The sequence below is a fragment of the Marinobacterium sp. xm-g-48 genome (assembly GCF_013282925.1).
Taxonomy (GTDB): Bacteria; Pseudomonadota; Gammaproteobacteria; order Pseudomonadales; family Balneatricaceae; genus Marinobacterium_E.
The window spans coordinates 54,065-80,091 of the sequence record NZ_WBYQ01000001.1 but is presented as its reverse complement, the minus strand read 5'-3'; the positions used below and the strand labels follow the sequence as shown (position 1 = coordinate 80,091).

Sequence of the window (26,027 nt, the reverse complement as noted above, 5' to 3'; positions counted from 1 at the left end):
CATGTCAGACAATCAGAAAAACACCACGCACTTTGGCTACCAAGAGGTACCGGTTGATGAAAAAGTTAACCGTGTTGCCGACGTATTTCACTCGGTAGCCGCTAAGTATGACGTGATGAATGATCTGATGTCGGGCGGTATTCACCGTATTTGGAAGCGCATTACGATCGAAAGTTCCGGTGCTCGTCCTGGACATAAAATTCTCGATATCGCTGGCGGAACAGGTGATTTAACACGCCGCTTTGCACAGATCGTTGGCCAATCAGGCAAGGTGGTGTTGGCGGATATCAACGACTCCATGCTAAAAGTGGGTCGCGACAAACTGATCGATAAAGGCGTTGCGGGCAACGTTGAGTACGTTCAAGCCAATGCCGAATGCCTCCCTTTTGAAGACAACACCTTCGATATCATCACCATCGCCTTTGGCCTCCGCAACGTGACCGACAAAGACGCTGCACTGCGCTCTATGAATCGGGTACTGAAGCCAGGCGGTAAATTGATGGTGTTGGAGTTCTCTAAAACTGAGAACCCACTACTGACAAAAGCCTACGACTTCTACTCCTTTAATCTACTGCCGAAAATGGGGCAGTTGATTGCTAACGATGCCGAAAGCTACCGCTACTTGGCAGAATCGATTCGCATGCATCCTGATCAAGAGACTCTGAAAGGGATGATGGACAGTGCCGGCTTTGTTCAGACGCGTTACCGCAACCTGACCCAAGGCATTGTCGCACTTCACACTGGGATTAAACCCTAACAGAGTCGGCTGAGAGGAGAGGTTTATGAATCTGATCGATGCGACTCTAACAGGCTCCATTGAATCAGCGATAAACGCTTATCTCGCTACGCGTCCTAGCGCTCGTAACACGCTCAGCAAGCTCGCCGGTCAGAGTTTAGGAATCACCCTGATACCACAAGAGCAGAGGATCACACTGATTTTTAGCGATGACCAAGTCGCAGTTATGCGTGAATTCGACGGCGAACCTACCACTCATTTAACGGGAGCAGCCTCAGATCTGCTTAAACTGCTGAATGACCCCAATAGCGTCATGTTCGGTCAAGGCGTCGAGGTAAAAGGCGATTCCGCGCTGCTACAACGCCTCTCTCACGCATTTGATAACCCAAGCCTAGATTGGGAAGATTGGTTAGCTGATCAAATCGGTGATCTTCCTGCCGCTATGATCATGAAACCGATCAATCAGTCGATCGAGTGGGCAAACAGCAGCCGTCAGACTCTGACAACGACCGCCAAAGAGTACCTCCAAGAGGAGATCAACTTACTGCCAACGCGCGTTGAGTTTGAAGGGTTTATTGACGACACTCGACAACTGAAGCAGAGAGCTGAGTTGATCGAGCGCCGTTTAGAGAGGTTGTTAAAAGGCGCTTAGAAAGGCTTCACAACAACAAAGATAAGTATCGGCACGAAGATGAGTAGTGGTAACTCATTAAAGAGTCGAAAGTAACGGCCACTCTGAGTAAGCTCATCGCGCTTTAGTCTCTGTAAGTAAGATCGACACCAGAAATGGAAACCGATCAAAAAACCAACAAACAGCAATTTAGCGTGCATCCAGCCACCGCTAAAGCCATATCCTAGCCATAACCAGAGCCCTAAGCCCAGTGTGAAAATCGCCATAATGGTCATAAAACCGTAGAGTTTTGACGCCATAATCGACAAGCGCGCAACATCTTGCCCTGCAGCCTTACCCTCTACATAGTGCACGAATATACGAGGTAGATAGAAAATACCGGCCATCCAGCTCGTCATCGCCAGAATGTGAAACATCTTAATCCAAAGCATACAAACTCCTTAAAGGCTTACCAGGGTATTGAAGAGCCATCCCAAGCTAAAAATTGACCACTCTGCCCCCCGCGAGCACTCTCCATAACATCCAGTAGCGCACTGGCGGCAAAGGTCGTAGTAAAGAGTTTACCTTCCGGTACTCTGGCCTGAAAGGGTTTAGACAGTTCTGTATCGGTTGTACCTGGGTGCAGCGCCAACAGTTGAACCTTAGGGTGAGTTCTTGCAAGTTCGATACTGAGGGTTTTAATCAGCATATTCAGAGCCGCTTTAGATGCTCGATAGCCGTACCAACCGCCTAGTTGGTTATCGGAAATACTGCCAACACGTGCCGATAGAAAAGCTATCTGCAGCTCTGACTGACGCGGAATAAGACGCATCAACTGGGCCAGAAACGCCATTGGGCCGAGGGCATTGACCTGCATTACTTGTGTCATCCAATCAAGATCTATTTCGCGCAGAGACTTCTCTGGACGTTGAGTCTCGTTGTGCAGCAAACCTTGAGAAAAAATGATTCTAACGGGATCAAATTCAAGCTCTTTCAACTGATCGATACAGGGCTTAAAAGTATTAGTATCGGTTAGATCAAGGACTATCGGCTCGTCACCCGATGAGGATCTTGTAGTTGTGAGCACTCGAGTGTCAGGGCTGCGAATGGTGGACTGTTCAGCAAACGCCTGACCAATTCCGCCACTGCCTATGATTAAAAGATCGGCCATGGTGCGTCCAAAATTAAAAGATACGCGTTAAACAGCGTTCTGGATGCAAACTGCTGTCAGGTTCTCTAACCCGCAAGGGCCTGACGTTTTCTCTCTAAGCGGATTGAGTAGCTGAAGGTCAGAACTAACACGATCAAAGAGCCTAAAATCACACCTGGCCAGTGCCAGATCGACCAGAAGGGCTGCAGATAGAAACCACCCAGACTAGCGCCGAGGTAGTAGAAGAGTAGATAGAGTGAAGAGGCGCTCGCTTTGGCATGCGTTGCTTGCTTGCTGACCCAACTGCTGGCAGTAGAGTGGCTAAAGAAGAAGCCAAAGCTATTAATTAAGAAGCCGATGATGATCATAATGAGCGAATCAAACAGAGTGACACAACTGCCCACCGCTAAAATGGCAATACCCAACGCCATCGCTCTCGGCTGAGAAAGATAGTCTGACACTTTGCCCGAAATGGCTGAGCCAAAAGTGCCGGTCAGATAGGTCAAAAACAACATACCCAGCAGACTGGCAGGCAAGTTGTAGGGATCATCCGCCAAAACGAAGGTAATGTAGCTGTACTGATTAATGAAGATAAAGAAGTTGAGGCCGCCAATGAGATACGCGCTCAGCAACATCGGATTGGAGAGGTGATCGCCCATTGATCGTAGCATGGGGCCTACTCTTAACGGTCTGGATTCAAAGCGTTTCGATCTAGGTAGCAGATAAACAAAGGTCGCCACGCAGGCTAGGCTGATCAGCGCCATCACTAGAAAGGCGCCTTGCCACCCCAATGACTCACCCACAAAGCCACCAATTAAGCGACCGCCAATTCCCCCAAGGGTGTTACCGCCAATGTACAGACCCACCGCCAAAGAGAGTGCGCGTGGAGTAAATTCATCGTTCATGTAAGCGATAGCAATGGCAGGCAACCCACCTAATAAAAGCCCTTGAGCGGCCCGTAGTATTAGAAGTTGGTGATAGCCTTCAACCTGACTCAACGCAAATCCACAGCCCATCACACCCGCCAGCGTCAGAATCATGATGCCTCGACGCCCTAAAGAGTCTGACAGTGCACCGTAGAACAACAAGGATAGACCCAAGGTCAGCGTAGTGATGGTGAAGGTCCAACTGGCCTCTAGCGCTGAGACCTGAAACTCTTCGGCTAGGGTCGGTAGGAGAGGTTGAGTGATGTAGACATTGGCAAAAATCATGAACGACCCTAAACAGAGGGCCAAGGTGGCACGCCAATATTCGCGGCTGTTCGCTTCAATCATGGTTAATCTGCAATCCGTGCAATGAATGGGCGAAGCCTACTCCTTTAGATCGGTAGTGACAAACCCAACAACTCTGAATACTATTTGCGTTCAATTTTTTAGGAGACACCCATGCTGTCAGTTAACTCTTACTTTGATGACAATGTAAAATCGATCGGCTTCGAGTCAGCCGACGGTCCTGTGACCTCTGGTGTTATGGCACCGGGTGAATATACGTTTGGCACTAGCCAGAACGAAGTAATGAAGGTGGTACACGGTGAACTGGTTGTTCGCCTCCCTGAAGCCACTGAATTCCAAAGCTTTCCAGCTGGCAGCCAGTTCAATGTTCCCGCTAACAGCTCATTCGATGTCAAAGTAGCAACAGCAACTGCTTACCTCTGCTACTACAGCTAACCGGCATTTTTAAAAGGCCCTCTTCTTAAAGAGGGCTTTTTTATGTCTAAAGATTCGTTCAGAACAAAATGGCGCCTGTTAAATCAAAATTCTTCAGCTTAACCTGAGAATATTTCGCCCACTACGATTGTATAAAAGCCGACCAATCGCCCGTTTGTGCTATAATCGCGCCCCTAAATTTTTAAGCCCTAGTGGTTAAACCTCAGAATCGAGTGGCAAAAATGAGCAAAGAGACGTCTCTAGAAAAAGGCAAAATTAAAATTCTTCTATTGGAAGGTGTGCACCAGTCAGCCGTTGATACATTGAACGCGCAAGGCTACACCAACATTGAGTTCCACACCGGCTCGCTTCCAGAAGAGGAGCTACTAGAGCGCATCGCTGATGCTCATTTCGTTGGCATTCGCTCGCGCACTCAGCTGACTGAAAAAGTATTTGATGCGGCCGAAAAACTGGTCGCAGTTGGCTGTTTCTGTATCGGCACCAACCAGGTTGATCTGCAAGCAGCGACTGAACGCGGTGTAGCGGTCTTCAACGCACCTTACTCAAACACTCGCTCTGTGGCTGAACTGGTTCTTGCTGAGACCATCATGCTGATGCGCGGTGTACCAGAGAAAAATGCGGTTGCACACCGTGGTGGTTGGCAGAAAACGGCTAAGAATAGCTACGAAGTGCGTGGTAAGAAGCTCGGTATTATCGGTTACGGTAGCATCGGTTCTCAGCTAAGTGTTATGGCTGAAGGCCTGGGTATGGAGGTCTACTTCTACGACGTCATCACTAAGCTGCCACTGGGCAATGCGAAACAGGTCGGCACTCTGCACGAGCTTCTAGGCATGTGTGATGTTGTCTCGCTTCACGTTCCAGAGACTGCTGCAACACAGAACATGATGGGGCCAATTCAGTTTGAAGCGATGAAGCAAGGCTCAATCCTAATCAACGCAGCTCGCGGAACCGTGGTTGATATCGATGCACTCTGTGAAACGCTAGAGAGCGGCAAACTACTGGGCGCTGCGATCGACGTATTCCCAGTTGAGCCACGCTCAAACGACGACGAGTTCATTAGCCCTCTACGCAAGTTCGATAACGTCATCCTAACTCCACACGTGGGCGGTTCTACAATGGAAGCGCAGATGAACATCGGCTACGAAGTGGCAGAGAAGCTGGTTAAGTACTCTGACAACGGTTCGTCGATCACCTCGGTTAACTTCCCAGAGGTGGCTCTTCCTGGCCACAACAATGCACACCGCCTTCTTCACGTTCACAAAAACGTGCCGGGTGTCCTTTCTAAGATCAACAACATCTTCTCGGAAAATGACATCAACATCGTCGGTCAGTACCTGCAGACCAATGAAAAAGTGGGCTATGTTGTGATCGATGTCGACGCTGACAGCTCAAAAATTGCGGTTGAAAAACTGTCTGAAATTGATGGCACGATTCGCTGCCGCCGACTCTTCTAAGTCGACTTTAAAGAGTGACCAAAGCCCAGCGATGCTGGGCTTTTTCATTTCTAATTTCACACTACGAAAAAAAGACCCATTTTCCACAGTATGAAATAGAACATTTCACACTTGAGACTAAAGGTGGGTTACATATAAGCAGCAGTCGTTTAATGTTGCATAGCACAAATTGAAACCGCGACCCCATCGGCGAAAAGATGCCGGCCTACGCGAAACTCAGGAGTAATTATGATTCAACGTACCGAAGTTAATGGCCTACAGGTCGCTACAGAACTCTACACTTTCGTTAACGACGAAGTACTTCCAGGCACAGGCGTCAGCACCGATGCATTTTGGAGCTCATTCGCATCAATTATTCACGATCTAGCTCCTCGCAACCGCGAACTGCTGGCTAAACGTGATCAGATCCAAGAGCAGATGGATGAGTGGTACCGCGCGCATCAGGATGGTTACGACTTTGCTGAGTACAAAGCCTTCCTAAAAGAGATTGGCTACCTGGTTGAGGAAGGTCCTGACTTTAAGATCACGACCTCGAATGTCGATCCTGAGATGGCGACCATGGCTGGTCCACAGCTGGTAGTACCGGTAATGAATGCACGCTTTGCACTTAACGCGGCTAACGCTCGTTGGGGCAGCCTATATGATGCGCTGTACGGTACCGATGCGATCTCTACCGATGGCGGTGCCGAGATCACTAAAGAGTACAACCCAGCCCGTGGTGCTAAGGTAATCGCATTCGGCCGCGACTTCCTTAACGAATCCGCACCACTTGCCTCAGGTTCACACGCTGATGTAACAGCCTACACCATTGCAGAGGGTTCACTGGTAGCTACCATTGGTGGCCAAGCCGTTGCTCTGGCTAACCCTGAGCAGTTCGTTGGCTACAAAGGCGATGCTGCAGCTCCAGAATCGGTTCTATTGATCAACAACGGTCTGCACTTTGAAATCCAGATCGACGCATCAAGCCAGATCGGTTCTGAAGACAAAGCCGGCGTTAAAGACATTGTGATGGAGTCGGCGCTAACAACCATCATGGACTGTGAAGACTCTGTTGCTGCGGTTGATGCTGAAGATAAGACGCTGGTTTACCGCAACTGGTTGGGTCTGATCAAAGGCACACTCAGCGAGACCATCGAAAAAGGTGGCAAATCATTCACTCGTACCATCAACGGTGATCGTGAATACACCGGTAAAGATGGTCAGCCTATGGCACTGAAGGGCCGCTCTTTGATGTTCGTTCGTAACGTTGGCCACCTAATGACCAACAACGCGATCATCGACAAAGAGGGTAACGAAGTACCTGAAGGCATCATGGATGGCATGATCACGTCAACGATCTCTATCCACGACGTGAAGCACAATGGCAAATTCAACAACACCGTCACAGGCTCTATCTACATCGTTAAGCCGAAGATGCACGGCCCTGAAGAGGTGGCCTTCACCAACGAGCTTATGGGTCGCGTTGAACAGGCACTAGGCCTAGCAGAGAACACCATTAAAGTTGGCATCATGGACGAAGAGCGTCGTACAACGATCAACTTGAAAGAGTGTATCCGTGCCGCAAGCTCGCGCGTTGTCTTCATCAACACTGGCTTCCTAGATCGCACCGGCGACGAGATCCACACCTCGATGGAAGCGGGTCCAATGATTCGCAAAGGTGATATGAAAGCAGCCTCTTGGATTGCTGCTTACGAAAACTGGAACGTAGATATCGGTCTTGCTTGTGGCCTAAGCGGTAAAGCGCAGATCGGTAAGGGTATGTGGGCGATGCCTGATCAGATGGCGAACATGCTCGATCAGAAGATTGGCCACCCAATGTCGGGTGCAAACACCGCATGGGTTCCATCACCCACTGGTGCAACCCTGCACGCTCTTCACTATCACAAGGTTGACGTCTTCGGTCGTCAGGAAGAGTTGGCTAAGCGCGAACGCGCTTCACTAGACGATATCCTAACCATCCCTGTCGAGCGAAACCCACAGTGGAGTGCAGAAGAGATCCAAGCGGAACTGGACAACAACGCACAGGGTATCCTTGGCTACGTTGTTCGTTGGGTTGATTCGGGTATCGGTTGTTCTAAAGTGCCAGACATCAATGATGTGGGCCTAATGGAAGACCGCGCAACACTGCGTATCTCTAGTCAGCACATCGCGAACTGGATTCGTCACGGCATCTGTTCAGAAGAGCAGGCAATGGAGACTCTAAAACGCATGGCGGCTGTTGTTGATCGCCAGAATGCGAACGACCCAACTTACACGCCACTGTGCGACGACATCGATAACAACATCGCGTTCAAAGCGGCGTGTGACTTGGTCATCGATGGCTGCAAACAGCCAAACGGCTACACAGAACCAGCACTACACGCACGTCGTCTAGAGCTAAAAGCGGCTCGTTAATAGATAACTCCGCACGATCAAAAACGGGCCTCTAGGGCCCGTTTTTTTATCTAGGTGGATCGACTCGATCTGGGGTTGTACCGTTGACGCGGTACCAGCCCGCAATGGAGTAGCGGTCTCGTTGTGCCGGTAACACTTCGTGGGGAAACTCTTCACTCAAAAACAGAACGACCGTGCCCATTAATGGGGTGACTTTAAGTCCTTCGGTATCTGCATCATTTTGGTAAAGCACCAGCTCACCGCCATCATCCGGACCCCAATTTGGATTGAGATAAACAACCAACGACAGCACCCGGTTACGCTGATCTCGGAACGCATCATAGTGACGCTTATAGAAGTCACCAGCACTGTAGTGAGCCAGATGGCTTTCAAATGAGAACAAGCCCAGAAATAGACGACGGTTCAAATAGCCTTGTAACCGATTTGCCCAAGCTAACCAGCGAGCACCTGTCGGAGTCTCGCCTGTAAACCAACAGATACGATCCGTTCGCACAAATTCATTGTGCATGTGCTGATCTTGACGACCAATACCCGCGGCAGTGAACTCAGTTTCATCTAGCCCGTATAACTGTTCACAGATCTCCTGCCCCAGCTCAATCGGCAGTGACGCTGGGCAGATTGCATAGCCCTGGCTTTGCAGGTTATTGGCGATCTGTTCAAATAGAACCTCTTCATCTGCATAGGTTTGCAATTCAGTTAGGGGTTGAGCAGGTGACATAGGGATGAACTCAAAAAGATAAGATCTGCATTTCATGCCTAAATCAGAGAATAAGCAAGCATTTAGAAAGCAATTGATGACAAAATTTAACCCTCAGAGCCAACAGCTGGCCGACTTTATAGAGCGATACCCAAAACTGTTCATACTAACGGGAGCGGGCATCAGTACTGGCTCAGGCATTCCGGCTTATCGCGATGCGGAGGGTAACTGGCAATCGCCTCCACCGGTGCAGCATGGTCAATTCATCAGTCAATTGGGGGTACGCCAACGCTACTGGGGAAGAAGTTTAGCCGGTTGGCATACCATGCGTGATGCTCAGCCGAGTAACGCACACAAAATATTGGCCGCACTTGAGAAGCAGAACCTCGTTGAACTGCTGGTGACCCAAAACGTCGATCGTCTGCATCAAAAGGCGGGCAGCCAGAAGGTGGTCGATCTGCATGGCCGTGCTGATATTGTGGCGTGCATTGAGTGTGATCATGAGATTACCCGAGACGAGATGCACCAGTGGTGTCGTCGTGAAAATCCAGAGTTTAACGTCCCGCTCTCGTCGCCAAGACCCGATGGGGATGCTGACCTTGAAGCCGACTTTAGTCACTTCAATGTGCCGAACTGCCCTGATTGTGGTGGCGTCATGAAGGCACGAGTGGTCTATTTTGGCGATAACGTTCCCAAGGAGACGGTCTTCAGTGCGATTGATGCTTTGGAGGGGTCAGATGCGCTGCTCTGTATTGGCACTTCACTACAGGTGTTCTCCGGATTTCGCTTTAACCGCCATGCACGGCAACAACAGATTCCACAAGCGGCGCTGACGCAAGGAGTGACTCGTGCCGATGAGATGCTAGACCTCAAAATCGATGCTGAGATTAATCACACCCTTGAAGAGGTCGCTAATCTGCTTGGAATAGATTGGCGCTAGTTGATATCAGCTCTGGTATACTTCGCGCACTATCAAGTTGAAGGCATACCCGTGAGCAAATCTAAATCGTTCAAATCCCTCCCCCTTTCTGAAGGCCAGTTAAACAATTTGGCTTCGATCGGCTACGAGTCGATGACCGAGATCCAAGCTGAAAGTCTTCCTTACAGCCTTGAGGGTACTGATCTGCTTGCACAAGCGGCCACGGGAAGTGGTAAAACATTGGCCTTTGGTCTGCCACTGGTGGAGCGCCTAGAGCCCAAACGTTTCTGCATTCAGGCGTTAGTGCTATGCCCAACACGCGAATTGGCCGGCCAGGTCGCCGATGAGCTTCGTAAACTCGCGCGCCACCCCGGTAATATCAAGATCTTATCACTCTGCGGTGGCCAACCTATCGGCCCGCAAATTGGTTCACTAGAGCACGGAGCACACATCATCGTCGGTACACCGGGGCGAATCGTTGATCACCTGCGCAAACGTACTCTCGATCTATCACAAGTCTCAACACTGGTGTTTGATGAAGCGGATCGTATGCTCGATATGGGTTTCCAAGATGACCTAGATCGTATCCTTGGCCAAATGCCGAAAGATCGCCAGACACTTCTGTTTTCGGCTACCTACCCTGAGAACATCCAAGCACTGAGTAAAGAGTATCAGCGCAACCCTAAAGAGGTGCGCATCGCTGCCAAAGATCCCGATATCAGCACGATTAAGCATCGTGCCTACCAGTGCGATCGAACTCAAATGGGGCAAGGCACTTTGGCGGTATTGACGTCCGTAATGCCGGAATCCGCCATCATCTTCTGTAATACCAAAGAGAGCTGTAACCAGTTAGGGCAAGAGCTACGCTCTTACGGTCTAAAAGCGGGCGTGTTGCATGGTGACATGGAACAACGTGATCGTGATCAGGTACTGATTCGCTTCAGTAACGGCACTTTAAGATTTTTGATCGCCACGGATGTTGCCGCACGTGGTTTGGATATCGACTCGGTTGATCTGGTACTCAATGCCAGCCTGCCCGGAGATTCAGCTGTCTACACACATCGCTGTGGCCGAACTGGCCGTGCTGGTCGTAAGGGCCAAGCCATCTCTCTGGTCGGCGCTAAAGATGGATTCCGTTTAGAGAAGATCAATACAGCAGTTGGTTTGTCACTGGAAGCTAAACCGATGCCCCGCCCACAGATTAACAATGTGATTAAACTGCAATCGAACCTGCGCACCATTGCGATCTCAATGGGTCGCAAGAATAAGATTCGCCCCGGAGACATTGTCGGTGCTCTAACCGCAACAAAAGAGATCAAAGGCGATCAGATCGGCAACATTACCGTACAAGACTTCAACAGCTACGTAGCCGTGCCAAGAACACTGGCTGATCGTGCTGTCGAGATCCTGCGCCAGCGTCCTCTTAAAGGGAAGCCAGCACGAGCTCGTAAGATCTAAAGCAGTTTCAGTACAGGCTCATCGAGGGCTGAGAGCTGCACTTTAAGATCGAGCAGATGCTCACCCCAGTAGCGCTCTGTGTTAAACCATGGGAAGGCTTTGGGGAAAGCGGGGTCATCCCAACGTTTTGCGATCCAAGCAGCGTGGTTCATCATTCTGAGTGTTCTAAGTGGCTCTACAAGGTTGAGCTCGCGAGGATTGAACTCAAAGAACTCTTCATAGCCGGCAATCACTTCACTCAGTTGCATCTCCATCTGATGGCGCTCGCCCGTCAAAAGCATCCAGATATCCTGAATAGCGGGAGCCATACGCGCGTCATCGAAATCCACGAAGTGCGGTCGATCATCACGCCAAAGTACATTGCCACTGTGACAATCCCCGTGCACACGAATGGATTCAAGGTCTGAATAGTCTGAGAAACGCTGCTCTACCCTCTCGAGCACCTCTTGTGAGATCGACTCGTAGGCTGCACGGAGGTTCTGTGGAATATGTTCAGACAGTAGCAACTCTCGACTCTGCCAGCCGTAGCTATCGACATCTAAAGAGGGCCTCTCTTTAAACGGCTTAGCTGCGCCAACTGCGTGTATTTGGCCCAGAGCGACACCCAACTGATAAAGGTGTTCAGGATCATCCAGTTCAGGAGCCCTTCCTCCTCGTCGTGGAAAGAGGGTGAAACGAAACTGATCAAAGTTGAGCAGGCTCTCTCCTTCGCTGTTTTTAAGGGGTGCAACGACAGAGATATCGGCATCAGCCAACTCAAAACAGAAATCATGCTCCTCTTGGATTTGCGCATCACTCCATCGGTTCGGGCGGTAAAACTTGGTAATCAAGGGTTCAGCTTGATCGATGCCAACTTGATAGACGCGGTTTTCGTAACTGTTTAACTCAAGAATACGGAAATCACTCAGCCACCCCTGAGACTCAACCGCATCGATGACACGATCAGGCGTCATTGAGTAGAAGGGGGTTTTGCTGTCCATCTTATGGCTCCATCGTTCGGTTATGACGGTATTCTATCATTGCGCCAATCGATTCAGCGTGATGAAACGTAACTATATTCAATTAAGGATCAGATCATGCGCAGAACAACCGATTATCAGCTCAACATAACCGAGGGGACAGGCTGGCCAGAGACCCCTTTCGTCGTCTACTCTTCAACGATCAATGGCAACTCTGATCTACTGGAGTTACTGGGTGAACACCTGCGCAAGATGGGACTGCAGCGAGAGTGGCAATCCCTTCAGATCGTCGATCATCATACCCACCAACAGGGCCTACAAACGCTACACAGTTTTGAAGTGAACTATGAGCAGCTAGAAGCGGGACAGATGGAGTATTTCAGTGCGGTCATCTGGTACGACATCACCGAGCCCTGGAGTAAGTTGCATACAGAATCCATACACTAGAGACAAAAAAGGAGGCCTAAGCCTCCTTGATATCCAGTGAACTTGGATTAATTCACTTTTGCGTCCAGTTCACCTGAGAGGTAACGCTCTGTCATATCTTCAAGGTTGATCGCTTTGATCTTGCTAGCATTGCCCGCCGCACCAAAAGCATCGTAACGCGCGTAAGCGATATCAGACATCGCTGTAATCGTTTTCGCTAGATACTTACGTGGGTCAAATTCAGCGGTATTTTCAGCCAAGAACTTACGCACAGCACCGGTCGACGCTAGACGAAGATCGGTGTCGATGTTGACCTTGCGCACGCCGTGCTTGATACCATCAACCAACTGCTCAACCGGAACACCGTAAGTTTCAGGAATCTCACCACCAAACTGGTTGATCACCTCTAGCCACTCTTGTGGCACGGAAGATGAACCGTGCATAACAAGGTGAGTACCAGGAATACGTTCGTGAATCGCACGAATACGATCAACGGCAAGAATGTCTCCTGTTGGTGGGCGAGTAAACTTGTAAGCACCGTGTGAAGTACCCACTGCAATGGCAAGCGCATCGACCTGAGTCGCTTTCACAAACTGCGCAGCCTCTTCAGGGTCAGTCAGCATCTGATCGTGGCTAAGCTTACCGACTGCACCGATACCGTCCTCTTCACCAGCCTCACCCGTTTCTAGTGAGCCCAGACAGCCAAGCTCGCCCTCGACAGAGACACCACATGCGTGAGCCATCTCAACGGTACGACGAGTCACCTCAACGTTGTAGTCGTAGTCGGTCGGTGTCTTACCGTCTTCACCCAGTGAACCGTCCATCATGACCGATGAGAAGCCTAGTTGAATGGAGCGCTGACAGACTGCTGGGCTTGTGCCGTGATCTTGGTGCATACAGACAGGAATGTGTGGAAACTCCTCAATCGCTGCCAAGATCATGTGGCGAAGGAAGTTAGAGCCCGCGTACTTGCGCGCACCGGCAGAGGCTTGCACGATGACAGGGGCATCGGCACGATCAGCTGCTTCCATAATGGCGCGCATCTGCTCCAGGTTATTCACGTTGAACGCTGGAATGCCGTAGCCATACTCTGCTGCATGATCGAGCAGCTGTCGCATTGAAATAAGAGCCATTTTTTACCTATTTGCTATTAATCGTTTGCTGTTAACCGTTAGCGCGTGCTTCAAGCACAGCGACTGCCGGCAGTACCTTACCTTCAACAAACTCTAGGAAAGCACCACCGCCTGTTGAGATGTAGGATACATCATCTGCAATAGAATATTTATCTACTGCCGCTAAAGTATCACCGCCACCTGCAATCGAGAAGCCGTTACTTTGAGCAATCGCTCTTGATAACGCTTCCGTACCGTTACCAAACTGATCAAATTCAAACACGCCTACTGGACCGTTCCAGATGATGGTACCGGCATTCTGCAATACTTGTGCCAACTGACCCGCAGTCTCTGGACCAATATCCAAGATCATTTCATTGTCGGCGACGTCGTCCGCTGACTTCGTAATCGCTTCCGCACTCTCTGCAAACTCAGTCGCTGTCACGACATCCGATGGAATTGGAATTTCACAGCGAGCCATTAACGCTTTCGCAGTATCAATAAGATCGGCTTCATGCAGTGACGTACCAACGGGCTTGCCCGCTGCAGCCAAGAAGGTGTTGGCGATACCACCACCAACGATGAGCTGATCACACTTCTCAGAGAGTGAGTTAAGTACTTCAAGCTTAGTAGATACTTTTGAGCCACCCACGATAGCCACCAATGGGCGCGCTGGGTTATCTAGTGCTTTACCCAAAGCTTCAAGCTCATTCGCTAGCAGTGGACCTGCACAGGCGATTGGCGCAAAACGTGCCACGCCGTGAGTTGATGCTTGTGCGCGGTGAGCGGTACCGAAAGCATCCATGACATAGACATCACAAAGCGCGGCCATCTTCTTAGATAGCTCTTCGTTATCTTTCTTCTCGCCCGCGTTGAAACGAACGTTCTCTAGAAGAACGACCTGACCCGGCTCTACTGAAAAGCCACCTTCAACCCAATCCTTAATCAGTGGAACATCACGACCCAACAGACCTTCCAAGTGGGCCGCTACAGGGGCTAGTGAATACTGCTCTTCATATTCGCCTTCGGTTGGACGACCAAGGTGTGACATCAACATCACTGTTGCACCCTTTTCAAGCGCTAGCTGAATGGTCGGTAGTGAGGCGCGAATACGAGCATCGGAAGTGACTTTGCCATCTTTAACAGGAACGTTCAGATCTTCACGAATCAATACGCGTTTGCCTGCAAGATCCAAATCTTTCATCAGTTTTACGTTCATTGTTATTCTCCAATCATTTAATTAATTCTGTTTCAGTGCGAGCCAATGCTCAGCAATATCCAACATTCGGTTGGCAAAGCCCCACTCATTATCAAACCAGCAGACCAGCTTCAGTAAACGCTTGCCGGACAATCGAGTCTGGGTGCCATCAACAACGACTGAGCGACTGTCGTGGTTAAAGTCGGTCGATGCATGCGGCTCCTCTGTGTATCCCAACAACCCTTTTAACGGACCTTCAGAGAGCGATTTAAAGAGTTGGTTGATCTCCTCTTCAGTGGTGTCACGCTCTAAGCTGATCGACATATCCATCAGTGAGACATTAAGGGTTGGCACACGTAAATGGAGGCACTTAAATTTCCCTTCCAGCGACGGCAGTAGGCGATCGATCCCTTTTGCCAACCCTGTATCCACCGGAATAATCGACTGCAGAGCACTGCGGGTTAGTCGCAAATCGGTGTGATGGTAAGCATCGATCACTGGCTGATCATTCATCGCCGAGTGAATCGTCGTGGTCACACCCTGCTCAATGCCAAAATGCCTATCGAGCTGATCTAATATAGGTATCACACAATTGGTCGTACAGGAGGCGGCTGAGACCACTTTATGATTCACGTTTATTGAATCTTGGTTTAAGCCAAACACAACGGTAGCGTCTACCTCAGCCGTAGCGGGCTGTGAAAAGAGTAGGCGCTTGGCCCCCTGCTTCAGATGCAACTCAGCTGTTTGACGGTCACTGAACGAGCCAGAACACTCCATCAGCAGATCAATACCCATTTCACGCCAAGGGAGTTGGTCGGGCTTGGGAGTATTTAAGATTTGGATGGCGTGGTCACGAATAACTAGCTGATCATCTTTAAGAGACACCTGTGCCGGGAAGCGGCCATGCGTCGTGTCATAACGCGTCAAATAGGAGACCGTCTCAGGCTCAGCCAACTCATTAATCGCAATGGGTTGAAGCTTAGTCTCTAAGCCACGCTCAAACAGAGCCCTGAGCAGACACTGCCCAATTCGACCATAACCGTTAATCGCTATTCGGTAGCTCATCTCACCTCTCAGAGAGTAAAACGCCGGTTAAAAACCAGCGTGATCAACTTAAACGAGGGCTAGCGCCTTCTGTTTAACATTCTCTACCGTGAAGCCGAAGTGCTTGAAGAGCTCGCCAGCCGGTGCAGATTCACCAAAGGATTCCATACCAACAATCGCGCCACCAAAGCCAACGTACTTGTACCAGAAGTCTGCAATACCCGCCTCAATCGCTACACGAGCTGTAACCGCAGCCGGTAGAACAGACTCTTTGTACTCAGCAGTCTGAGCATCAAAACGATCAGTTGATGGCATAGAGACTACGCGAACCGCTTTGCCTTCTGCTGTCAGTGCTTCGGCTGATGCCATAGCCAACTCAACTTCAGAACCTGTCGCGATTAGGATTAGATCCGGTGTGCCGGCACAATCTTGCAAGATGTAGCCACCTTTAGAGATCGCTGCGATCTGATCACCACTGCGAGATTGGTGCGGCAAATTCTGACGCGAGAAGATCAATGAACTTGGACCATCGGCACGCTCAACCGCGTTACGCCAAGCCACAGCGGATTCAACCGCGTCACAAGGGCGCCATGTCTCCATGTTAGGCGTCATACGCAGGCTAGCTACCTGCTCAACCGGTTGGTGAGTAGGACCATCTTCACCCAAACCGATAGAGTCGTGAGTGTAAACAAAGATAGCGCGCTGCTTCATCAGAGCCGCCATACGAACCGCGTTACGAGCGTACTCCATAAAGATTAGGAAGGTCGCACCGTATGGGATGAAACCACCGTGCAGTGCGATGCCGTTCATGATCGCACTCATACCAAACTCACGCACACCGTAGTGTAGGTAGTTACCGCTCGCATCATCAGCGCTAATTGCTTTAGAGCCAGACCACAGTGTCAGGTTAGAACCTGCTAGGTCGGCAGAACCACCTAAGAACTCTGGCAGGATAGGTCCTAGTGAGTTAAGAGCGTTTTGCGAAGCCTTACGAGACGCGATGGTCTCACCCTTTTCAGCTACTTCTGCAATCCAAGCATCCGCTTTTTCAGAGAAATCGGCAGGCAACTCACCTGACAGGCGACGCATCAACTCCGCTGCAAGCTCAGGGAAGGCTTCAGAGTACTCTGCAAGGCGTTCGTTCCACTCGTTTTCAAGAACACTGCCCGCTTCACGTGCATCCCAACCCTCTGCGATCTCTTCTGGGATCTCAAATGGGGCGTGTGGCCAGTTCAACTCTTGGCGAGCCAAAGCGATCTCGTCGTCACCTAAAGGTGCACCGTGACAATCCTCTTTGCCCTGCTTGTTTGGCGCACCAAAGCCGATGATTGTTTTACAGCAGATCAACGTTGGCTGATCTTCGTTCGCTTGAGCTGCTTCAACAGCAGCAATGATCTGTTCCGCATCGTGACCATCAACGCCACGAATCACCTGCCAGCCGTAAGATTCAAAACGTGCAGGCGTGTCATCGCTGAACCAACCTTCAACCTCACCGTCAATCGAGATGCCGTTGTCATCCCAAAATGCGATCAGTTTGCCAAGACCCAGAGTACCCGCTAGTGAACAAGCTTCGTGTGAGATACCCTCCATCAGACAGCCATCACCCATGAATGCGTAGGTGTGGTGGTCGATAATCTCATGGCCTGGGCGGTTGAATTGAGCCGCTAGTGTCTTCTCAGCGACAGCCATACCAACGGCGTTAGTGATACCTTGCCCCAAAGGCCCAGTCGTCGTCTCTACGCCTGGGCAGTAACCATACTCTGGGTGACCCGCCGTTTTAGCATGCAGTTGGCGGAAGTTAGCCAGATCTTCTGCACTGACGTCGTAACCGGTTAGGTGCAACAAGGAATAGATCAGCATCGAACCGTGGCCGTTTGACAGTACGAAACGGTCGCGATCAAACCAGTGAGGGTTGCTTGGGTTATGCTTCATGAACTCATTCCAGAGTACTTCGGCAATATCCGCCATTCCCATTGGGGCACCTGGGTGACCAGATTTGGCTTTCTGAACAGCATCCATGCTCAATGCGCGGATCGCATTGGCTAACTCACGGCGAGATGACATTAATCTACTCCTGCGGGGGGTATTAAAAATTGAGGAGTAAATTCTCTCGCAGACGGGGCTTAGATTCAAATGACATTAGCTAAAATGACTCAATTTCATGGGTAATGATCAAAGGTTTCATCGAAGAAGAGCTCTTTTTACTTAGAACTCGACTCTTAACCGGTTACAATGGCTGCCACATTTTGAGAGCTGTGCATGTGCGGCTCGACCTAACCCATAGGATTTACTCATGAGCGAATATTCGATTTTCACCTCTGAATCAGTTTCAGAAGGGCACCCAGATAAGATTGCCGATCAGATCTCTGATGCAGTCTTAGACGCGATTTTAAAAGAGGACAAGTACGCACGAGTGGCGTGTGAGACCATGGTGAAAACCGGGGTTGCGATTGTCTCTGGTGAGATCAGCACCACCTCTTGGATTGATCTTGAAGATCTTGTTCGTGACGTGATTAATGACATCGGCTACACCTCTTCAGATGTAGGTTACGATGGTGATACCTGTGGTGTGATCAACATCATCGGTAAACAGTCTGTGGATATCGCTCAGGGCGTTGATCGTGCGAAACCTGAAGATCAAGGCGCCGGTGACCAGGGTTTGATGTTCGGCTACGCGTCGAACGAAACCGATGTTCTAATGCCTGCTCCAATTACCTTTGCCCATCGTCTTGTAGAGCGCCAAGCAGAAGCCCGCAAATCAGGCTTGCTGCCTTGGTTGCGTCCAGACGCGAAATCTCAGGTGACTTGTCGTTACGAAAACGGTAAGCCGGTCGCGATTGATGCGGTTGTTCTTTCGACGCAACACAATCCAGATGTCACCCAGAAAGATCTTCAGGAAGCGGTTCAAGAGCTGATCATTAAGCATGTTCTGCCAGCTGATCTACTGCATGCTGGCACTAAGCTGCACATCAACCCAACCGGTAAATTTGTTATCGGCGGTCCCGTCGGTGACTGTGGTCTGACGGGTCGTAAGATCATTGTTGATACCTACGGCGGCATGGCACGTCACGGTGGTGGGGCGTTCTCGGGCAAAGATCCATCAAAAGTGGACCGTTCAGCAGCGTATGCAGGTCGCTATGTGGCTAAGAATATCGTCGCTGCAGGCCTTGCAGATCGTTGTGAGATTCAAGTCTCTTACGCGATTGGTGTTGCAGAACCGACCTCAGTTTCAATCAACACCTTCGGCACTGGCAAGATCTCGGATGAGAAGATCATCGAGTTGGTTCGCGAGACCTTTGATCTGCGCCCGTACGCAATCACAAACATGCTAGATCTACTGCACCCTATGTACCGCCAGACAGCGGCATACGGTCACTTTGGTCGTGATCCATTTGAGATGACCGTTGGTGATGACACCTTCACGGCCTTCCCATGGGAGAAGACCGATAAAGCAGACGCGTTAAAATCAGCTGCAGGCGTCTAATCGCCAACTAATAGTGGCTAAGGGTAGGCGAAAGCCTGCCCTTTTTTGTGTCTAAATCCAGCCTGACGCACCCTAATTGTCATGGCATAATCAGTGGCAGAGTAACCAGAGAATCAGTATGCGAATACCCCTTGTCTACCTAGACCTACCACTGAGCACCGGAACAGAAATTGAACTGCCAGAAGCCGCTCACAATCACCTAGTGAAAGTGTTGCGTATGAAGCAAGGGTTCAAACTCGTACTATTCAACGGTGATGGTTTTGACTATCAGGCCGAGCTATCGAGCGTGGCAAAGCGTGAATCCAGTGTGCGGATCATTGCGGCCGACCCGAATGATCGCGAATCCCCGATCGACATTCATATTGGGCAGGGACTTTCGCGCGGTGAACGCATGGACTATGCCGTGCAAAAAGCGACAGAGTTGGGAGTACAAAGCCTGACCCCCCTTTTCACGGATCGTTCCGAGGTCAAACTAACAGCCGATCGCCAAGAGAAGCGATCAGCTCACTGGCAGCAGATCGCGATCAGCGCCAGCGAACAGAGTTTTCGGGCTAAGCCGATGAGCGTAAACGCTCCTCTGTCACTGACAGAGTGGATCGAACAGAGTGATGCTGAATTAAAACTGATTCTTCATCCACACCTTGAGCTCACATCGCTCAACAGTGAGCCAAGACCCTCCAGCGTGGCACTGCTGATTGGACCGGAAGGTGGTTTAGAAGAGAGCGAAGTCGAGCTGGCACTGCAAAAAGGATTTAAGCCCTGGTTACTGGGCAGTCGAATATTACGCACAGAGACCGCCCCCGTCGCAGCGGCATCGGTACTAAACTACCTCTGGGGTGACTTCTCATAAAAGGAAAGAGAGATGAGCATTAAACTGGGCATCGTCATGGACCCTATTGACGACATCAACTACAAAAAAGACAGCTCTTTGGCGATGCTCTGGGCAGCGCAGCAGAAAGGGTGGGAGCTGTACTATATGGAGCAGTCCGATCTCTACTCAAGAGATGGGGATGTTCGTGCTCGTATGGCGCCGATTAGCGTCGATATGAACCCGAACAAGTGGTTCGAACGTGAAGCCTACCAAGATCTATCGCTAACAGAGCTCGATGTCATATTGATGCGAAAAGACCCACCTTTCGACAATGAATTTATCTACACCACCCATCTTTTGGCGGTTGCTGAAGCCGCCGGTGTGCTTATCGTAAACCGCACTCAGAGCCTGCGCGATTTCAACGAAAAACTATTTGCCACGCACTTCCCGCAATGCTGCCCGCCGGTACTGGTCAGTCGTTCAGAGGAGCGATTAAAAGCCTTTCATGCTGAGCATAAGGACGTCATTTTCAAACCCTTGGATGGTATGGGTGGCAGCTCTATCTACCGCATCAAAGAGGATGGTTTGAACCTAGGGGTGGTGATAGAGACGCTGACAAAATTTGGCCAAGAGACCATTATGGCGCAGCGCTACATCCCTGAGATTGTCGAGGGAGATAAACGCATATTGATGATCAATGGCGAGCCTATCGACTATGCACTGGCACGCATTCCAAGTCAGGGAGAGACTCGCGGTAATCTAGCCGCAGGGGGACGAGGCGAAGGCCGCCCACTGAGCGAACGTGATCGTTGGATTGCTGCACAGGTGGGGCCCAAACTGCGCGAAGCAGGGCTTCTATTTGTCGGCTTGGATGTGATTGGTGACTACCTAACCGAGATCAATGTCACCAGCCCGACCTGTATTCGTGAACTCAATGATCAGTTCGGTTTGGACATCGGCATGCAGTTAATGGACTGCATCGAGGAGCAACTCGCTCAGCAATGAACTTAACCGCCTCGCCAAAACCGATCAATCGATTAGCTGCATGGTGTGCAGATGCCGATGAGCGTCTGCGCTTTATGCTGGTATTGGCACTGGCTCTGCACGCACTGATCATACTTTTGGTCGGATTTGATGCACTGAAAACAGAGCAATCATCTAAAACACTAGAGATCACCTTTGCGATTAATCAGGATCCACAGGCACCTATAGACCCTGCCTATTTGGCACAGCACCAGCAATTAGGTCAGGGCGATTCACAAACAAACCAAGAGGCGAGTGTTGTTGAGCCTGCGCTGTTCAGGTCTGACAAGATCAACCAACTCTCGGCACAGATCAGTGCACAATCCGGAACGGGCTTAGCTCCTTCGAATGCTGAGGGCGTCAACGACCAAACTCAGCAAGCTAAATCGGGTACCAATGAGCTGTTAGCAGCCAATACCCAAGCGCTGCTTAAAGCCAATCAACAGACTGATTCCATTCAGACTAACGCCTCGAATCCCTTAGCAGGCGACTCAACGGCTCTGTTTAAAGCGTCAGAGGAGATCGCCTCTTTGGAAGCGCGCTTAAAAGATGAGCAGCGAAAATTAGAGAGTCGCTCACGCACGGGGCGTGTCACTTCGCTTTCGACCTTGGCCAAAGCTGATGCACTCTATCTAGAGCGCTGGCGTCAGAAAATCGAAACGATAGGTAATCTCAACTACCCTATCGAAGCGCGACGCAAGGGCATTGAAGGCAGTCTGCAGATGCTAGTCACTTTAGCCGCTGATGGGAGCGTCAAGCAGTTAGAGATCCTCAAAAGTTCTGGCTACTCAATACTGGATGATGCCGCCGTTCGGACAGTTAGGAGCGCTTCACCCTTCGAGCCCTTCCCTAATGAGATGCGCCAGCGGCTGGACCGACTGGAGATCATTCGCACTTGGAAATTTGAGAAAAATACCCAAGTGTACTGATATCGAAACATTTTCAGCTTACACTGAGGGTGTAAAAAGATTCGACGTTGTTAAAGGAGAAAGAGATGAGTAATGCCAACCTACTCAAGCACCACTTCTTGATGTCTATGCCCAGTCTGGAGAGTGACTACTTTAGCAACAGCCTCATCTATCTTTGTGAGCACAATGAAGAGGGTGCCATGGGGATTGTGGTCAATAAGCCGCATGAGATTCCTATGGATGAGATCCTTGATCAGCTCGATCTCCCTGAAAACTCTCCCTTGAACTATCAGCCTGTTTACCAAGGCGGACCGGTCTCTGAAGAGCATGGGTTTATTCTGCACAGACAGGGCGAGCAAGCTTGGAAATCCTCACTACACCTACCCGAGCAACTGACGTTAACCACATCCCTTGATGTTCTAGAGGCCATTTCGCGTGGCGAGGGGCCTGAAGACTATCTGTTCGCTTTAGGTTATGCGGGCTGGGGACCGGGGCAGCTCGATGAAGAGATGTGTCAGAACCTATGGTTAAGCTCACCCGCAAATTTAGATATACTGTTCGATGTTGAACCCGAATTTAGACTCTCATCCGCAGCGTCTACTCTGGGTGTCGACCTAAACCTAATCTCCGCACAGGCGGGGCACGCATAATTAAGGTCCAATGACTGAGTTAACTGAGAGCGCACTGGGATTCGATTTTGGCTTACGCAGAATTGGTGTTGCCTTTGGTCAGTCATTAACAGCCACCGCCCAACCTCTAAATCCAATTGCTGCAAAAGATGGCATCCCCGATTGGAGTTTAGTCGATAAAATTATTGCTGAATGGCAGCCAAAGACGATCGTTGTGGGACTGCCATTGAACATGGATGGCACTATCAGTGATATGGCGCGACGAGCGAGAAAATTCGCCAACCGCCTGCATGAACGATCTAAAATACCCTGCTTTCTTTTTGATGAACGATTAACATCTCAAGAGGCTAAATCGATTCATCTTGAGAATGGCGGATCAGCCGATTTCGGTGCAGAATCTGTCGACGGTATCGCCGCTCAATTGATGTTAGAAGGTTGGTTTCTTCAAGAACAGCGCATACCAAGCCATGCAAGGCTTGAGGACTATTATGACCAGTAAAACTTTGGACGCTGAACAGCTCCTAACAAGAATGTGTGACAGCACACAGCAGTTAATCGAGACACGCGGCTTAGATAACCCGTACATCATTGGCATTCATAGTGGCGGTGTTTGGTTGGCTGAACGTCTTCACCAACACCTGGGGATTCAGGATGAGATGGGGGTGCTGGACATCTCCTTCTATCGTGACGATTTCACTCGCGTTGGATTGAACCCTAAAGTAGGGGTTTCAAAGCTGCCAAGCGCAACCGAAGATCGCAACATTATCTTGGTTGACGACGTGTTAATGAGTGGTCGCACAGCTAGAGCCGCGCTCAATGAACTGTTCGATTTTGGTCGTCCAGCCTCTGTGACACTGGTCACCCTGATTGACCTACAACGCCGCGAACTGCCGATTCAAGCTGATGTCATCGGTGGAACCCTGACGTTATCAAGCGATCAACAGGTAAAGCTAACAGGCCCATCTCCCCTTGAACTGACCATCAGTCAGCGTAGCAAATAATAGGAAGCGAACATGTTTAACTTTCCTGACCCAACTCAAGCGCAGCTAACCGAAGATGGCCAGCTAAAGCACTTTTTAGATATCGAGGGGCTGCCAGAGTCACTGCTATTAGAACTGCTAGATACGGCTGACTCTTTTGTGGATATGAGTGAGCAGCAGGTTAAAAAGGTGCCGCTTCTTCGGGGTAAAACCGTGGCCAACCTCTTTTTTGAGAACAGTACACGTACATTGTCGACCTTTGAGCTAGCCGCTAAGCGCCTATCGGCTGACGTTCTGAATTTAAACATCAGCACCAGCTCCACAAAAAAAGGGGAGACGCTAAAAGACACCTTGATGACCTTGGAAGCGATGCATTCGGATATGTTTGTCGTTCGCCACTCGGATAGCGGTGCGGCTCACTTCATTGCCAGCCAGGTCACACCCAACGTCGCCATCATCAATGCCGGTGACGGTCGTCACGCACACCCGACCCAAGCGATGCTGGATATGATGACTATTCGTCGCCATAAAGGTGGCTTTAAGCATCTAAAAGTCGCGATCGTCGGCGATATACTTCATTCGCGTGTAGCTCGCTCACAGATTCATGCCTTAAGGATTCTCGGTGTACCCGAGATTCGTCTGATCGCACCTCGTACACTGCTACCGCGTAATGTCGAGATGCTTGGGGTCAAAGTTTTTACCGACATGGCACAGGGTCTTCGTGATGCCGATGTCGTCATCATGCTTCGTCTGCAAAAAGAGCGTATGACCTCCGCTCTGTTACCGAGCGAGTCTGAGTTCTTCAAACTCTATGGCCTATCAGAGGAGAAGCTCGCCTTTGCACACCCTGAGGCGATCGTTATGCACCCAGGGCCGATTAACCGAGGCGTTGAAATCGCGTCCTCCGTAGCTGACGGACCTAAATCGGTGATACTGAATCAGGTCACCAACGGCATTGCCGTTAGGATGGCCGTTATGTCGATGGCGATGAGTGGCCAGGTTGCGGAGAGAGCAAAAAAATTAGAGGCAGGAGAGTAAACAGTGCAGATTAAAATTGCCGGCGGGCGCATTATCGACCCTGCACAAAATATAGATCGAATTGATGACCTCTACATTGTCAAAGGACGCATCGCCGCCATAGGAGAGGCGCCAGAGGGCTTCTCTGCTGACGAAGAGTTTGATGCTGAAGGACAGATCGTCTGCCCCGGTCTCATCGATCTATGTACCCATCTGCGTGAACCAGGTTTAACGCAAAAAGGGACTATCGCATCCGAGACTGCCGCTGCCGCTGCTGGCGGCATTACCACACTGGTAGCCTCACCTAACACCAAACCGGTCGTAGACAGCACAGCGGTTGCTGAACTGGTACAAGATCGTGCAACCGATGCCGGTATGGCACGAGTGCTACCGCTAGGAGCGCTGACACAGTCAATGCAAGGCGAGCAGCTTGCGCCACTGCATGCACTGGCGAGCTCAGGCTGTATCGGTTTCACTAACGGTCGTCACCCGATCGATAGCTCGCGTGTAATGCTAAGAGCGCTTGAATACGCGGCCACACATGACCTGTTGGTAGTGTTTCAAGCGGAAGATCGAGCACTGGCTGCCGAGGGTTGTATGCACGAAGGCACCACCGCCACTCGTCTTGGCTTGAACGGCATTCCTTCCGCTGCTGAAACCATAGAGGTATCACGCTGCTTGATTCTGATTGAAGAGACCGGTGTAAGGGCTCACTTCGGCCAGCTTTCCTGTGCTCAGTCAGTTCTATTAATTCAGAGTGCCCGTGAACGAGGTCTCAATGTGACCGCTGATGTGGCGATTCACAACCTGCTTCTGACAGATGAGGAGGTTAATGGTTTTAACAGCCTATTCCATGTCATCCCACCGCTGCGTTCGCAGCTGGATCGTGCGGGACTGCGTCAAGGCTTAGTCACCGACACACTGGATGCCATCTGTTCCGATCATCAGCCTCAGGATGCTATTTCAAAAGAAGCACCTTTCGCGGCGACTGAACCAGGCATTAGTGGACTTGAAACACTATTACCGCTGAGCCTAATGTTGGTAGAGCAGCAGTTGATCGCCCTGCCTCAGCTGATTGAAAAATTGACAGCGGGTCCTGCGAAAGTGCTAGGCATCGAAGCCGGCTCTCTCGAAGTCGGGGCTGATGCAGATGTGTGTGTCTTTGATCCAGAAGCGACCTGGACGGTCAACAGTGAAACGCTCAAATCTCGTGGTAAGAATACCCCGTTCATCAACACTGAACTGAAAGGCCGTGTGACACTGACTCTACTCAATGGTCAGCCAGTACATCGCTTAAGTTAATAGTCTGAAAACGAAAAGACCCAGCCGATGCTGGGTCTTTTTTTGCCTA

26 protein-coding genes are annotated in these 26,027 nt (G+C 50.3%); 17 read left to right on the top strand and 9 right to left on the bottom strand.

What is annotated here, in order from left to right; all coding sequences use genetic code 11:
* Position 1: 1 nt before the first annotated feature.
* Together ubiE and XMG48_RS00395 are read left to right on the top strand one after the other, a co-directional pair.
* On the top strand, positions 2-757 hold the full coding sequence (ubiE, locus tag XMG48_RS00400) for a bifunctional demethylmenaquinone methyltransferase/2-methoxy-6-polyprenyl-1,4-benzoquinol methylase UbiE (RefSeq protein WP_173480097.1): 756 nt from the start codon (positions 2-4) through the stop codon (positions 755-757).
* Between the two features lie 25 nt (positions 758-782).
* The gene (locus XMG48_RS00395) at positions 783-1,388 is read left to right on the top strand and encodes an SCP2 domain-containing protein (protein ID WP_173480096.1); all 606 of its coding nucleotides are present in this window, start codon (positions 783-785) and stop codon (positions 1,386-1,388) included.
* Here the strand turns inward: XMG48_RS00395 and XMG48_RS00390 are convergent.
* From XMG48_RS00390 to XMG48_RS00380, 3 genes are all read right to left on the bottom strand, one after another.
* A complete protein-coding gene (locus XMG48_RS00390; RefSeq protein WP_173480095.1) occupies positions 1,385-1,798 on the bottom strand; it encodes a CopD family protein in 414 nt (137 codons plus the stop codon). The genes XMG48_RS00395 and XMG48_RS00390 overlap by 4 nt on opposite strands.
* A gap of 17 nt (positions 1,799-1,815) precedes the next feature.
* Positions 1,816-2,517: an SDR family NAD(P)-dependent oxidoreductase gene (locus XMG48_RS00385; RefSeq protein WP_173480094.1), complete on the bottom strand. Its 702-nt coding sequence runs from the start codon at positions 2,515-2,517 to the stop codon at positions 1,816-1,818.
* Positions 2,518-2,582: 65 nt separating this feature from the next.
* A complete protein-coding gene (locus XMG48_RS00380; protein WP_173480093.1) occupies positions 2,583-3,770 on the bottom strand; it encodes an MFS transporter in 1,188 nt (395 codons plus the stop codon).
* Between the two features lie 111 nt (positions 3,771-3,881).
* Between XMG48_RS00380 and XMG48_RS00375 the strand changes: the two genes are divergently transcribed.
* The 3 genes from XMG48_RS00375 (at position 3,882) to XMG48_RS00365 (ending at position 8,011) form a co-directional block, all read left to right on the top strand.
* A complete protein-coding gene (locus XMG48_RS00375) occupies positions 3,882-4,163 on the top strand; it encodes a pyrimidine/purine nucleoside phosphorylase (RefSeq protein WP_173480092.1) in 282 nt (93 codons plus the stop codon).
* Between the two features lie 221 nt (positions 4,164-4,384).
* On the top strand, positions 4,385-5,617 hold the full coding sequence (gene serA / locus XMG48_RS00370) for a phosphoglycerate dehydrogenase (protein WP_173480091.1): 1,233 nt from the start codon (positions 4,385-4,387) through the stop codon (positions 5,615-5,617).
* Between the two features lie 228 nt (positions 5,618-5,845).
* The gene (locus tag XMG48_RS00365) at positions 5,846-8,011 is read left to right on the top strand and encodes a malate synthase G (RefSeq protein ID WP_173480090.1); all 2,166 of its coding nucleotides are present in this window, start codon (positions 5,846-5,848) and stop codon (positions 8,009-8,011) included.
* A gap of 46 nt (positions 8,012-8,057) precedes the next feature.
* On the opposite strand, the gene XMG48_RS00360 is transcribed toward XMG48_RS00365, so the two are convergent.
* Positions 8,058-8,729: a 2OG-Fe(II) oxygenase gene (locus XMG48_RS00360; RefSeq protein WP_173480089.1), complete on the bottom strand. Its 672-nt coding sequence runs from the start codon at positions 8,727-8,729 to the stop codon at positions 8,058-8,060.
* Between the two features lie 76 nt (positions 8,730-8,805).
* Between XMG48_RS00360 and XMG48_RS00355 the strand changes: the two genes are divergently transcribed.
* Together XMG48_RS00355 and dbpA are read left to right on the top strand one after the other, a co-directional pair.
* Positions 8,806-9,648, top strand: a complete 843-nt coding sequence (locus tag XMG48_RS00355; protein WP_173480088.1) for an NAD-dependent protein deacetylase — start codon at positions 8,806-8,808, stop codon at positions 9,646-9,648.
* 51 nt (positions 9,649-9,699) lie between these two features.
* A complete protein-coding gene (gene dbpA / locus XMG48_RS00350; protein ID WP_173480087.1) occupies positions 9,700-11,085 on the top strand; it encodes an ATP-dependent RNA helicase DbpA in 1,386 nt (461 codons plus the stop codon).
* On the opposite strand, the gene XMG48_RS00345 is transcribed toward dbpA, so the two are convergent.
* Positions 11,082-12,065: a serine/threonine protein kinase gene (locus XMG48_RS00345; protein WP_173480086.1), complete on the bottom strand. Its 984-nt coding sequence runs from the start codon at positions 12,063-12,065 to the stop codon at positions 11,082-11,084. The two genes, dbpA and XMG48_RS00345, sit on opposite strands and share 4 nt — an antisense overlap.
* Before the next feature lie 96 nt (positions 12,066-12,161).
* Between XMG48_RS00345 and XMG48_RS00340 the strand changes: the two genes are divergently transcribed.
* Positions 12,162-12,491, top strand: coding sequence for a hypothetical protein (locus tag XMG48_RS00340; RefSeq protein ID WP_173480085.1), 330 nt, complete (start codon positions 12,162-12,164; stop codon positions 12,489-12,491).
* 47 nt (positions 12,492-12,538) lie between these two features.
* Here XMG48_RS00340 and fba read toward each other — a convergent pair whose 3' ends face one another.
* The 4 genes from fba to tkt are packed head-to-tail and all read right to left on the bottom strand — an operon-like array spanning position 12,539 to position 17,888.
* A complete protein-coding gene (gene fba, locus XMG48_RS00335; protein ID WP_173480084.1) occupies positions 12,539-13,603 on the bottom strand; it encodes a class II fructose-bisphosphate aldolase in 1,065 nt (354 codons plus the stop codon).
* Positions 13,604-13,634: 31 nt separating this feature from the next.
* On the bottom strand, positions 13,635-14,801 hold the full coding sequence (locus XMG48_RS00330; protein WP_173480083.1) for a phosphoglycerate kinase: 1,167 nt from the start codon (positions 14,799-14,801) through the stop codon (positions 13,635-13,637).
* Between the two features lie 21 nt (positions 14,802-14,822).
* Complete coding sequence (locus XMG48_RS00325; protein WP_173480082.1) at positions 14,823-15,845, bottom strand: type I glyceraldehyde-3-phosphate dehydrogenase; 1,023 nt, start codon at positions 15,843-15,845, stop codon at positions 14,823-14,825.
* A 48-nt stretch (positions 15,846-15,893) separates the two neighbouring features.
* The gene (gene tkt / locus XMG48_RS00320) at positions 15,894-17,888 is read right to left on the bottom strand and encodes a transketolase (RefSeq protein WP_173480081.1); all 1,995 of its coding nucleotides are present in this window, start codon (positions 17,886-17,888) and stop codon (positions 15,894-15,896) included.
* Between the two features lie 229 nt (positions 17,889-18,117).
* Between tkt and metK the strand changes: the two genes are divergently transcribed.
* The 9 genes from metK to XMG48_RS00275 all read left to right on the top strand — a co-directional run bounded on the left by metK (position 18,118) and on the right by XMG48_RS00275 (position 25,978).
* Positions 18,118-19,308 (top strand): methionine adenosyltransferase, encoded by a 1,191-nt coding sequence (metK, locus tag XMG48_RS00315; protein ID WP_173480080.1) that lies wholly within the window; start codon positions 18,118-18,120, stop codon positions 19,306-19,308.
* A gap of 118 nt (positions 19,309-19,426) precedes the next feature.
* Positions 19,427-20,158, top strand: a complete 732-nt coding sequence (locus XMG48_RS00310) for a 16S rRNA (uracil(1498)-N(3))-methyltransferase (RefSeq protein WP_173480079.1) — start codon at positions 19,427-19,429, stop codon at positions 20,156-20,158.
* 12 nt (positions 20,159-20,170) lie between these two features.
* On the top strand, positions 20,171-21,124 hold the full coding sequence (gene gshB / locus XMG48_RS00305) for a glutathione synthase (RefSeq protein WP_173480078.1): 954 nt from the start codon (positions 20,171-20,173) through the stop codon (positions 21,122-21,124).
* The gene (locus XMG48_RS00300) at positions 21,121-22,071 is read left to right on the top strand and encodes an energy transducer TonB (RefSeq protein WP_173480077.1); all 951 of its coding nucleotides are present in this window, start codon (positions 21,121-21,123) and stop codon (positions 22,069-22,071) included. Before gshB ends, XMG48_RS00300 begins: the two co-directional genes overlap by 4 nt.
* 65 nt (positions 22,072-22,136) lie before the next feature.
* A complete protein-coding gene (locus XMG48_RS00295) occupies positions 22,137-22,700 on the top strand; it encodes a YqgE/AlgH family protein (protein ID WP_173480076.1) in 564 nt (187 codons plus the stop codon).
* A 10-nt stretch (positions 22,701-22,710) separates the two neighbouring features.
* The gene (ruvX, locus tag XMG48_RS00290) at positions 22,711-23,178 is read left to right on the top strand and encodes a Holliday junction resolvase RuvX (protein WP_173480075.1); all 468 of its coding nucleotides are present in this window, start codon (positions 22,711-22,713) and stop codon (positions 23,176-23,178) included.
* Positions 23,168-23,680, top strand: coding sequence for a bifunctional pyr operon transcriptional regulator/uracil phosphoribosyltransferase PyrR (gene pyrR / locus XMG48_RS00285; RefSeq protein WP_173480074.1), 513 nt, complete (start codon positions 23,168-23,170; stop codon positions 23,678-23,680). Before ruvX ends, pyrR begins: the two co-directional genes overlap by 11 nt.
* Before the next feature lie 12 nt (positions 23,681-23,692).
* Positions 23,693-24,697 (top strand): aspartate carbamoyltransferase catalytic subunit, encoded by a 1,005-nt coding sequence (locus XMG48_RS00280; RefSeq protein ID WP_173480073.1) that lies wholly within the window; start codon positions 23,693-23,695, stop codon positions 24,695-24,697.
* A 3-nt stretch (positions 24,698-24,700) separates the two neighbouring features.
* Positions 24,701-25,978 (top strand): dihydroorotase, encoded by a 1,278-nt coding sequence (locus XMG48_RS00275; RefSeq protein WP_173480072.1) that lies wholly within the window; start codon positions 24,701-24,703, stop codon positions 25,976-25,978.
* Positions 25,979-26,027: the final 49 nt, after the last annotated feature.